Annotated in this window: 8 protein-coding genes; 7 read left to right on the top strand and 1 reads right to left on the bottom strand. The window is 61.9% G+C overall.

Going from position 1 to position 11,222, the window contains the following annotated elements:
• Nucleotides 1-31: 31 nt before the first annotated feature.
• Entirely contained in the window at nt 32-1,291 is a 1,260-nt protein-coding gene (locus tag ACP151_RS19130; RefSeq protein WP_424980478.1) for a urate hydroxylase PuuD, read from the top strand.
• A 111-nt stretch (nt 1,292-1,402) separates the two neighbouring features.
• On the opposite strand, the gene ACP151_RS19135 is transcribed toward ACP151_RS19130, so the two are convergent.
• Complete coding sequence (locus tag ACP151_RS19135; protein WP_424980479.1) at nt 1,403-2,320, bottom strand: LysR substrate-binding domain-containing protein; 918 nt, start codon at nt 2,318-2,320, stop codon at nt 1,403-1,405.
• Nucleotides 2,321-2,527: 207 nt separating this feature from the next.
• Here ACP151_RS19135 and xdhA point away from each other — a divergent pair, with 207 nt between their 5' ends.
• The 6 genes from xdhA to ACP151_RS19165 all read left to right on the top strand — a co-directional run.
• A complete protein-coding gene (gene xdhA, locus ACP151_RS19140) occupies nt 2,528-3,991 on the top strand; it encodes a xanthine dehydrogenase small subunit (RefSeq protein WP_424980480.1) in 1,464 nt (487 codons plus the stop codon).
• A gap of 11 nt (nt 3,992-4,002) precedes the next feature.
• Nucleotides 4,003-6,333, top strand: coding sequence for a xanthine dehydrogenase molybdopterin binding subunit (gene xdhB, locus ACP151_RS19145; RefSeq protein WP_424980481.1), 2,331 nt, complete (start codon nt 4,003-4,005; stop codon nt 6,331-6,333).
• A gap of 3 nt (nt 6,334-6,336) precedes the next feature.
• A complete protein-coding gene (gene xdhC / locus ACP151_RS19150) occupies nt 6,337-7,266 on the top strand; it encodes a xanthine dehydrogenase accessory protein XdhC (RefSeq protein ID WP_424980482.1) in 930 nt (309 codons plus the stop codon).
• Nucleotides 7,263-8,855, top strand: a complete 1,593-nt coding sequence (locus tag ACP151_RS19155; RefSeq protein WP_424980483.1) for a xanthine/uracil/vitamin C permease — start codon at nt 7,263-7,265, stop codon at nt 8,853-8,855. The genes xdhC and ACP151_RS19155 overlap by 4 nt, the downstream gene beginning before the upstream one ends.
• Nucleotides 8,856-8,929: 74 nt before the next feature.
• The gene (gene guaD, locus ACP151_RS19160; protein WP_424980484.1) at nt 8,930-10,228 is read left to right on the top strand and encodes a guanine deaminase; all 1,299 of its coding nucleotides are present in this window, start codon (nt 8,930-8,932) and stop codon (nt 10,226-10,228) included.
• A 147-nt stretch (nt 10,229-10,375) separates the two neighbouring features.
• Nucleotides 10,376-11,222 (top strand): IS30 family transposase (locus ACP151_RS19165; RefSeq protein ID WP_424977595.1); only part of this gene is annotated, 847 nt, incomplete at its 3' end.

Genomic DNA, 11,222 nt, shown 5'->3' on the forward strand with positions numbered 1-11,222 from the left:
TGTCCTTGCCAAAGCTTATGAGGAGAGAACAATGGAAGAGCTTGTGATCATGTGGGACTGGCTGGGCTTTGCGGTCCGCTGGCTTCACGTCATCACCGCCATTGCCTGGATCGGATCGTCCTTCTACTTTGTCGCGCTGGACCTTGGCCTGCGGAAGGTGCCGCATCTTCCGGTGGGCGCGCATGGCGAGGAATGGCAGGTGCATGGCGGCGGTTTCTACCACATTCAGAAATACCTGGTGGCGCCGGAAAACATGCCGGACCACCTGATCTGGTTCAAATGGGAAAGCTATGCCACCTGGCTGTCGGGTGCGGGCCTGTTGATGATTGTCTACTGGGCCGGCGGAGAGCTTTATTTGATCGACGCCAGCAAGGCCGACCTGGCCCTGTGGCAGGGCATCCTGATTTCCGGCGCCTCGCTGACCGTCGGCTGGCTGGTTTATGACGCCCTGTGCAAGTCACCGCTGGGCGAACAGCCAACCGTGCTGATGGTGCTGCTGTTTGTGCTGCTGGTCGCCATGGGCTGGGGCTACAACCAGATCTTCACCGGCCGCGCGGTAATGCTGCATCTGGGTGCCTTTACGGCGACCATCATGACGGCCAACGTCTTTTTCATCATCATGCCGAACCAGCGTATCGTGGTGAAAGACCTGCAGGAAGGCCGCACCCCGGATGCCAAATACGGCAAGATCGCCAAGCTGCGCTCGACACACAACAACTATCTGACGCTGCCGGTTGTGTTCCTGATGCTGTCCAACCACTATCCGCTGGCCTTTGCCACCGAATACAACTGGCTGATCGCGGCGCTGGTGTTTCTGATGGGCGTGACCATCCGCCACTATTTCAACAGCAACCACGCAGGCACCAGCAACCCGACCTGGACCTGGCTGGTGACTGCCATCCTGTTCATCGGCGTGATGATCCTGAGCCAGGCACCGCTGCAGCAGGACACCTACGAAGAATCCGAAGCGCGGGAGCTGAACAAGACCGAACAGGTCTTTGCCGGCAACCAGCATTTCGAGGACGTGATGAATGTGGTGCCGGGCCGCTGCGCCATGTGCCACGCGCGCGAGCCCTACTATGACGGCATCCGCCGCGCACCCAAGAACGTGCTGCTGGAGACCCCGGCGGATGTGGCGAAATACGCCAAGGAGATCTACCTCCAGGCCGGTGCCACCCATGCGATGCCGCCCGCCAATGTCACCTATATGCAGGAAGATGAGCGCGCCCTGATCCGCCGCTGGTACGGCAGCGCCTCCAGGGATCTGCCCTTCGCGCTGGCGGCGAACTGATCCAATTTGCAAGACAATCTGAAACGGCCCTGCCTGCGCGGCGGGGCCGTTTTTCTTTGGCAGCCTGCGTGCATCGCCAATGCGCCGGGCGGCCGCCAGAATGCAAGGCTGCTACTTTCCGCTACCGAAGCGCCGAAAGGCCGCCAGCCCCTGTTTCACCGCATAGTCCACGAACAGGCGGATCTTCGGGTCCTGCAATTTGCGGTGCGGGTAAAGACAGCCGAAAATGGTCGGCTCCGGCGGCGTGTCCGGCAGCACCTCGACCAAGGCACCGCTGCGCAGATGCGCGGCGACGTCAAACCGCGGCTTGTTGACGATGCCGCGCCCGTCCAGCGCCCAGTTGGTCAGCACATCGCTGTCATCGGCGTCAAATTTGCCCGAAACCTCCAGCTTGCGCGGGCCGTCGGGTGTTTCCAGCGTCCAGTAGTATTCAGGCGAACGCGGATAGCGCAGCAGCAGGCAGTTGTGACCACTCAGCAGATCCTCAGGTGTCTGCGGGCTGCCATACCGCGCCAGATACTCCGGCGCGGCACATAGCACCCGTTTGCAATCGGCGATCTTGCGCATCTTCAGGGTGGAGTCATGCGGCGTGCCGATAAAGAACGCCACATCCAGCCCTTCGGCCAGAATATCCACCTTCCGGTCCGACATCCGCATGCGGATTTCAGTGGCAGGATAATCCTCGACAAACCCTGGCACCAGCGGCGCAATAATGCGGCGGCCGACACCCAGCGGCGCGGTCACCCGGATCACCCCGCGCGGTGCGGCGGAGAATTGCGAAACCACTGCCTCTGCGTCTTCAATCGATTCGAGCACCTTCTTGACTTCGGTATAAAACAGCTGCCCGGCCTCGGTCGGGGTCAGCGATCTTGTGGTGCGGTTGAACAAACGCACGCCAAGATGTTTTTCCAGCTCCTTGATCCGCTTGCTGGCCACCGCCGGCGTCAGCCGCAAATCGCGCCCGCCAGAGGTGATGCTGCCCAATTCGACAACCCGGCAAAAGACGCGCAGAGATTCCAGATACGACATGTTTCACAGTCCTTTGCGGGGCATGTTTGCCACTTGCCACTGATGCAGCCCATCGGCAAACATGCTGGTTCCGGCATCTGGCAGCCTAACCATTTTCAACAGACTGTTGAAAGCATTTCGCGATTGCAGCCGTTAACCGTGGCAGTCAGACAGGGTAAAAATGTCATACGCGGGCCAGTTCGGCCCAAGAGACACTCGGGAGGCCCCATGGCACATCAAACCAGCATACGCTTTCTTCTGAACGGCAAGGGTATCGTGCTGGAGGACGTGCCAGCGACCACCACCCTGCTGGATTTCCTGCGGCTGGAACAGCGCCTGACCGGCACCAAGGAAGGCTGCGCCGAGGGCGACTGCGGCGCCTGCACCGTGCTGGTGGGGCGGCTGCAGGACGGCGCCCTGCGCTATGAGGCGGTGAACGCCTGCATCCGGTTTCTGGCCTCGCTCAACGGCTGCCATGTGGTCACGGTTGAGCATCTGTCCGGCCCGAACGGTCGCCTGCATCCGGTGCAGCAGGCGATGGTCGAACATCACGGCAGCCAATGCGGCTTCTGCACGCCCGGCTTCGTGATGTCGCTGTATGCGCTGTGGATGGAAAACCCGCAGCCCACAGAGACACAGGTGGAAACCGCCGTGCAGGGCAACCTCTGCCGCTGCACCGGCTATGAGCCGATTGTGAAGGCAGCACTTGCGGTGAACCAATACGGCACCCCGGCCAATGACTACCTGACCACTGAACGCGCCAGCCTGACAGCCCAGCTGCAAGCGATCCAGCCCGAAGCCCGCGTCGTGACCGGCCCCAAGGACGACCGCGCCATCCTGCCGCTGGATGCGGCGGATCTGGCAGAGGTGCTGGCAGAAAACCCCAAGGCAACCATTGTTGCAGGCTCCACCGATGTGGGCCTCTGGGTCACCAAATTCATGAAACCGATTTCGCCAGTGGTGTTTGTCGCCCATCTGGAGGAGTTGAAGGCGGTTGAGCAGACAGATGAGGCGCTGACCCTGGGTGCCGGCGTCACCTATACCGAAAGCGAAACCGCGATCCGCGATGCCTTCCCGCATCTGAGCGCATACTGGGACCGCATCGCCGGCTGGCAGGTGCGCAACATGGGCACCATCGGTGGCAATATCGCCAACGGCTCCCCCATCGGGGACACCCCGCCGGTGCTGATTGCGCTGGGTGCCGAGGTGACCCTGCAGAAAAAGGGCGGCTCCCGCACTCTGCCACTGGAAGACTTCTTTATCGACTACGGCAAGCAGGACCGCGGGCCGGGCGATTTTGTGGCCGCCATCCGCATTCCGCTGCGCAGGGGCGGGCAGATCGATGCGGCCTACAAGATTTCCAAGCGCCGGGATGAGGATATCTCCTCAGTCGCCGCCGGGATCAGCGTTACTGTGACCGACGGCGTGATCACCTCTGCCCGCATTGCCTTTGGTGGCATGGCGGCAACGCCCAAACGCGCCGCTGGCGCTGAGGCCGCGCTGGTAGGCCAGCCCTGGGGCGAGGCTGCGTTTGACGCGGCAGCGGCGGCGGTGAAGCAGGACTTCACCCCCTTGAGCGACTGGCGCGCCTCGGCTGAGTACCGCGCGCTGACAGCCAGCAACCTGCTGCGCCGCTTCTATCTGGAAAACGATGCGGGAACCGCCGGGGCCGTCCGGCTGGCCGTCGCCTGAGGAGAGAGAAGATGAAAGACCATCAGACCATCAGCGGCGCCGTGCATCATGACCGCCAGCACGACAGTGCCATCAAACATGTGACCGGGCGCGCCGAATACACCGACGATATCGCCGAACCCTATGGCACGCTGCACGCTTACCTGGGTGTCTCCACCGTGGCGCATGCCAATATCAAAGGCATCGATTTGTCAGCTGTGCGCGCCGCACCCGGTGTGGTGGATGTACTGACCGCCGATGACATCCCCGGCGTCAACGACATCAGCCCCACCGGCAAGCATGACGAGCCGGTATTCCCGACGGAGAAAGTCGAATTCCACGGCCAGCCGATGTTTGCAGTCATCGCCGAAACCCGCGATGCCGCCCGCCGGGCGGCTGAGCTGGCGCAGGTCGATTACGAGGTGCTGCCACATGCGCTGGACGCAGGCTCCGCACAGGAGGCCGGCTATCCCATGGTCACCGACCCGCTGAAGCTGGAGCGCGGCGATGTGGACGCGGGCCGCAAGGACGCCCCCCACCGCATTCAGGCGCAGATGACTGTGGGCGGCCAGGACCACATGTATCTGGAGGGCCACATCGCCTTTGCCATCCCCGGCGAAGACGAGGATGTGACCCTGCATTGCTCCACCCAGCACCCCAGCGAGGCGCAGCATATGGTGGCGCATGTTCTGGGCGTGGCGAACAATGCGGTGACCGTCAACGTGCGCCGCATGGGCGGCGGCTTTGGCGGCAAGGAAAGCCAGATGAACCTGTTCTGCGCGGTGGCTGCGATTGCCGCCAAGAAACACAACCGCGCCGTCAAGATCCGCCCTGACCGCGATCAGGACATGACCGCCACCGGCAAACGCCATGACTTCGTGATCGACTATGACGTGGCCTTTGACGGCGACGGCCGCATCCAGGCCGTAGAGGGCAGCTTTGCCGCGCGCTGCGGCTATTCCTCGGACCTGTCGGGGCCGGTCACCGACCGCGCCCTGTTCCATGCGGATAACGCCTATTTCTACCCGAACGTGCTGCTGAAAAGCCGCCCGATGAAAACCAACACGGTTTCGAACACCGCCTTCCGCGGCTTTGGCGGCCCGCAGGGCGTGGTTGCTGCCGAACGAATGATCGAAGAGATCGCCTATGCCCTCGGCAAGGACCCTTTGTATGTGCGCAAAGCCAATTTCTATGGCGAAGAGGGCCGGGACCTGACCCCTTACCATCAGAAGGTGGAGGATAATATCCTCGACCGGCTGATCACCGAACTGGAAGAAAACGCCGGGTACCGCAAGCGCCGCGAGGAGATCATCGCCTTTAACAGGGACTCGAAGATCATCAAGAAGGGCATTGCCCTGACGCCGGTGAAATTCGGCATCTCCTTTACCGCGACCTGGTACAATCAGGCGGGTTCCTTGATCCATGTCTATAACGACGGCTCGATCCACCTGAACCACGGCGGCACCGAAATGGGGCAGGGCCTGAATACCAAGGTGGCGCAAGTGGTGGCCGATGCGTTCCAAGTGGATTTTGAGCGCATCAAGATCACCAAGACCACAACCGAGAAAGTGCCCAACACCTCTGCCACCGCGGCCTCTTCGGGGTCGGACCTCAACGGCATGGCAGCCTTGGATGCGGCGGAACAGATCATTGCCCGGCTGACCACATTCGCCAAGGAACATGCGCTCGACAAATGGGGCGAGGAAAATGCCGAAGTCGAATTCCTGCCCAACCGCGTGCGCGTCGGCAGCAAGGTGATCGCCTTTGATACGCTGGTGAAAGAGGCCTATATGGCCCGCGTTCACCTGTCGGCAGCGGGGTTCTACAAGACGCCGGAAATCCACTGGAACCGGGAGGAGGGCAAAGGGCAGCCGTTCTTCTACTACGCCTATGGCGCGTCCTGCTCGGAAGTGTCGGTCGACACGCTGACTGGCGAATACCGGGTGGAGCGCACCGACATCCTGCATGACGTGGGCCGCTCGCTGAATCCGGTTCTGGACAAAGGCCAGGTCGAGGGCGCATTCATTCAGGGCATGGGATGGTTGACGACAGAGGAACTGTGGTGGGACGGCCAAGGCCGGTTGCGCACCCATGCGCCATCGACCTACAAGATCCCGCTGGCCTCTGACCGGCCCCGCATCTTCAACACACAGCTGGCCGAATGGTCGGTGAACAAGAAGCGCACCATCAAACGGTCCAAGGCCGTGGGTGAGCCGCCGTTCATGCTGGGGATTTCTGTCTTTGAGGCCCTGTCGATGGCGGTTGCCAGCACCGCGGATTACAGGATCTGCCCGCGCCTTGATGCGCCCGCCACGCCAGAGCGCGTGCTGATGGCGATCGAAACCCTCAAGGGGCAGGGCTGAGCCATGACCCGCCGCCTCTCCCTCCAGGACTTTCTGGCCAGTCGCAAACATGTGGTGCAGGTTAGGCTGACCCGCGTTCGCGGATCCTCCCCGCGCGAGGCTGGCACCAGCATGTTTGTGGCGGCAGATGGGCTGTGGGGCACTATTGGCGGCGGCCAGCTGGAATATATCACCATCGACCACGCCCGGCGGATGCTGAGACAGCATGTGATCAGCGACACGCTGGATGTGCCGCTGGGGCCGGAGATCGGCCAGTGCTGCGGCGGCCGGGTAGAAATGTCGCTGGCGCAGATGCGCCAGGCCGACCGCGATGCCGCGATGGCCCGCCAGCAGGCCGAAGACCAGGCGCTGCCGCATGTCTATGTGATGGGCGCAGGCCATGTGGGCCGGGCGCTGGCGGATCTGTTCCAGCATATGCCGCTGCGCTGCATCCTGATCGACCAGCGCGCCGAGGAACTTGCCCTGTGCAACGCGGACGTTGAAATCCGCCAAAGCGCCATCCCCGAGATCGACATCGCCACGGCCCCCGCGGGCAGTGGCTTTGTGGTTCTCACCCATGATCACGCGCTTGACTTCCTGCTTGCCTCTGCTGCCCTGCAGCGCGGCGATGCGGGCTATGTCGGCCTGATCGGATCGGCCACCAAGCGGGAGAAATTCCGCCGCTGGTGCCGGGACCATTGCGACGGTCTGGGAACAGACCGTCTCATCTGCCCCATCGGGGCAGGCGGCAGCCGCGACAAGCGGCCCAGCGTCATCGCGGCCTTCGTGGCAGCGGAAGTGATCGCTGATCTGACCTCTGCAACTGCCGCGACCGCTCCAGAACGGAGCATGGAAATGCCCCCAAAGGGCAAGCAACCGGACGCAGAGGGAGTCACGGCTGGAGCACCCAGCCGTCAAGGACTGCGTCCTCTTGACAGGAGGAGGCCGCCATGACCGGGCGGAGCTACACGTACAAACTGTTCGCGCGGAATGACTTCAGTGCATTCTGGGCGCTGTTCACCGACAATCTGATCAACCTGATCGTGCTTTCGGGCATCTGTCAGTTTGTGTTCAACATGCCTGCCGACATCGTGTTCGGCCGCATCGTGCCCGGCGCCGCGGTGGCGATCCTGGCCGGTATCGCGGTTTACACCTGGCTGGCCAAACATGTCGCCGAAAAGGAAGGCCGCGACGTGACCGCGCTGCCTTACGGCATCTCGACCCCCGTTATGTTCGTCTATCTGTTCGGGGTGATCGGGCCGATCTACTGGTCCACAAATGACGCGATGCTGGCCTGGCAGGTGGGTATCGGCGCGGGCTTCATGGGCGGCATCGTCGCCGCCATGGGCGCCATCGTCGGCCCCTGGCTCAAGCGGGTGACCCCGCGCGCAGGCATGCTGGGTACTCTCTGCGGTATTGCGCTGGTCTTCATCGGCACCGTGCCGCTGGCCACGATTTTCGAGGACCCCTTCATCGGCTTTGCCTCGATGATCATCATCCTGTGGGGACTGGTGGGCCGCCACCGGCTGCCGTTCAATATCCCGGCGGGCCTCTTGGCCTTAATCGTCGGCACTGTTGTGGCGCTGGGTATGGGCAAGGCGTCGATCTCCTTCGACGGTGTGGGCGTCTACCTGCCTATCCCCTATTTCGGCGACCTGATTGCCGGCATCCAGCATCTGTTTGCCAACCCGGAACTGTTCCTGGTTCTGGTGCCGGTGCAGATCTACAACTTCATCGAAACCATGAACAACGTCGAAAGCGCCGAAGCCGCGGGCGACCATTACCCGGTCGGCGTCTGCCAGGTGACCGATGGCGTCGGCACCATGATCGGTGCGGTCTTCGGCTCGCCGTTCCCGACCACCGCCTATATCGGCCATCCGGCCTATAAACGCATGGGGGCGCGCTCGGGCTATATCATCGGCGTTGGCCTGGTGATCCCCTTTGCCGCCTTCTTTGGCCTTCTGGCGTTCCTCAACAACCTGATCCCCGTGGCCGCTGCCGCGCCGGTGCTGGTGTTTGTGGCGCTCAGCCTGGTGACCAATACCGCACATTCGGTAAAGACTGACCATATCGCTGCGGTGACCATTGCGATGATGCCGCATGTCTCCTCCTTCCTGGTGATCAAATGGGGGGCGCTGGCCGGCGCATTGGGCGCATTGGGCGCCACCGGCATGGCCCAGCTGGGCGATCCAGAGCTGACCGCAGCGCTGCTGCAGCAGGGCGCCCATTACGAAGGCCATCTGGCGCTCAGCCAGGGGGCGATCATCACCGGCCTGATCTGGGGCGCCATCGTGGCCAGCGTGATTGACGGCGATTTCCGCAATGCCGGCGGCTTTGCCCTGGCAGCGGCGGTGATGTCGCTGGTCGGCGTGATCCATTCCGCCAGCCTGCATTGGCCAGAGTTCAGCGGTATCGCGCTTGGCTACCTGCTCGCTGCCGGTTTCCTGTTCATCTACCCGATCTTCCACAAGGCGGATGCGCATGAGGAAGAAGAGGACGACAGCGTGAAACCGCATGTGCCGCATGTGCCAGCGGGCGAATAACCCCCAATGACCCTCTAAAAACAATGGGCAGGGGGCCGCGCGCCCCCTGCCTGCGAACCAAGGACAACACTGACATGACACCGAAACAGACGCTGCTGCGTGGCCGCGTGCTTTCCTTCACCGCCGAACCGCAAGGAGCTGAGGACACCAGCGCCTATGCGTTCATCGAAGATGGCGCACTGCTGATCGCCGACGGTATGATCCTGGCCAAGGGCAGCTATGATACGGTTTCGGCGCAGGCGGCCGACGCCACGGTGATCGATCACCGCCCGCATCTCCTGATGGCCGGCTTCATCGACACCCATCTGCATTTCCCGCAGGTGCAGGTGATCGCCTCCTGGGGCTCGCAGCTGCTGGATTGGCTGAACAATTACACCTTCCCGGAGGAGCTCCGCTTTGCCGATGCCGGCCACAGCGCCGAGATGGCCGGGCATTTCTTTGACCTCTTGACCGCCCATGGCACCACCACCGCGGTGGCCTATTGCTCAGTTCACAAAACCTCCGCCGAGGCCTATTTCACCGAGGCTGCCCGCCGCAACATGCGGATGATCGGCGGCAAGGTGCTGATGGACCGCAACGCGCCCGACGGGCTGCTGGATACGCCAATCAGCGGCTATGACGACACCAAGGCGCTGATCGCGAAATACCACGGCCAGGGCCGCGGCATGTACGCAATCACCCCGCGCTTTGCCATTACCTCCACCCCCGATCAGATGGCGATGGCAGGCGCCTTGGTGAAGGAACACCCGGACTGCTACGTGCAGACCCATCTGTCGGAGAACCACGACGAGATCGCCCTCACCGCAGATCTCTACCCGCAGGCGCGCGACTATCTGGACGTTTACCAGTCCTATGGCCTGCTCACCGAAAAGATGCTGCTGGGCCACTCGATCCACCTCAAGCCGCGCGAGATCGATGCGCTGGCCGAGACCCGGGCCAAACCGGTGTTCTGCCCGACCTCGAACCTGTTCCTGGGCAGCGGGCTGTTTGATGACGCGGGCCTGCGCAGCCGCGGCATTACCAATGCGATTGCCACCGACATCGGTGCAGGCACCAGCTATTCGATGCTGCAGACCCTGAACGAAGGCTACAAGGTCCTGCAGCTGCAGACCCAGAAACTGCACCCTTTGCGCGCCTTCCACTGGATCACCCGCGGCAATGCGGTTGCGCTGGGGCTGGAAGACAGGATCGGCACGCTGGAGGCAGGCACCGAAGCCGATATCGTCGTGCTCGATTCCCGCGCCACACCCGCGATGGACCTGCGGATGCAGCGGGCCGAAACCCTGTCCGAGGAACTGTTCATCCTGCAGACACTGGGCGACGACCGCTCGATTGCACAGACCTATGTATCCGGCCAGCCGATGAAACCCTGAACCAGCCGCCGCGCACATCAACCCGCGGCGGCTTCTTTTGTTACCATAATCCCTATTACAAGCAAATTCCCTGTAGCCGGGTGCGCGCTATTTTGAAGTGCGTCTCCTATTAGAAAACAATGAGTTATCTAATAGGAGGAATATTGCATGGGAACGGTATATACGCAACTGAGCTTACAAGAACGGCGCAGGATCGAAGACTGGTGGCTTGCAAAGGTCCCTGTCGCTGAGATGGCGCGCGTTTTGAAGCGTCACAAGTCGACGATATTCCGAGAGATCAAACGCAACTTCTGGGCCGATGATGCCTTTCCCAAGAAGTACGCGGGATACTTCGGCATGGCAGCACACCAGCGCACGCAGCAACGCCGTTCCACGCAACGCAAGCTGATCAGACATCCCGATCTGTGCAAGCGCGTCATCGAACGGATCAAGCAAGGATGGACGCCCGAGCAGATCGGCAACCGGATGATCTATGAAGGTGCTACGCTACGCGTCTGCCAGGAGACGATCTACCGCTACATCTATTCTAAGGAAGGCATGGACCAAGAGCTCTGGTGGTACTTGCCCGAACATCGGAAATCCCGCAGGCCACGCCGTGCCAGGAAGCGCCAGAAGCCCAAGTTCGACCGTGATGTCAGCATTCTATTCCGGCCAGATGATGTCGCTCACCGTCGCCAGTTTGGGCACTGGGAGGGAGATTTGATGCTGTTCAAACAGAAACTTGGGCAAACCAATGTCACCTCGCTGGTCGAACGTGTCAGCCGCTTCACCGTGCTGCTGAAGAACCCGAACAAGCGCACCAAGCCGGTGATGGGGAAAATTATGAAAGCCGTACGCGACCTGCCTCATCTGGCCCGCAAATCAATCACCTTTGATCGCGGTACCGAGTTCGTCAGCTGGCCACATTTGCAGGCCGAAATCGGGACGCAGACATGGTTCTGCGATCCTTCCAGCCCGTGGCAAAAAGGCACGGTCGAGAACACCAATCGAAGGG

Source organism: Leisingera sp. S232 (assembly GCF_049800895.1).
In the GTDB taxonomy this organism is placed as follows: domain Bacteria; phylum Pseudomonadota; class Alphaproteobacteria; order Rhodobacterales; family Rhodobacteraceae; genus Leisingera.

Bases quoted from the DNA above. Each gene is read 5' to 3' on its own strand.
- ACP151_RS19130 (WP_424980478.1), top strand. From the start codon at position 32: ATGGAAGAGCTTGTGATCATGTGGGACTGGCTGGGCTTTGCGGTCCGC.
- ACP151_RS19135 (WP_424980479.1), bottom strand. From the start codon at position 2,320: ATGTCGTATCTGGAATCTCTGCGCGTCTTTTGCCGGGTTGTCGAATTG.
- xdhA (WP_424980480.1), top strand. From the start codon at position 2,528: ATGGCACATCAAACCAGCATACGCTTTCTTCTGAACGGCAAGGGTATC.
- xdhB (WP_424980481.1), top strand. From the start codon at position 4,003: ATGAAAGACCATCAGACCATCAGCGGCGCCGTGCATCATGACCGCCAG.
- xdhC (WP_424980482.1), top strand. From the start codon at position 6,337: ATGACCCGCCGCCTCTCCCTCCAGGACTTTCTGGCCAGTCGCAAACAT.
- ACP151_RS19155 (WP_424980483.1), top strand. From the start codon at position 7,263: ATGACCGGGCGGAGCTACACGTACAAACTGTTCGCGCGGAATGACTTC.
- guaD (WP_424980484.1), top strand. From the start codon at position 8,930: ATGACACCGAAACAGACGCTGCTGCGTGGCCGCGTGCTTTCCTTCACC.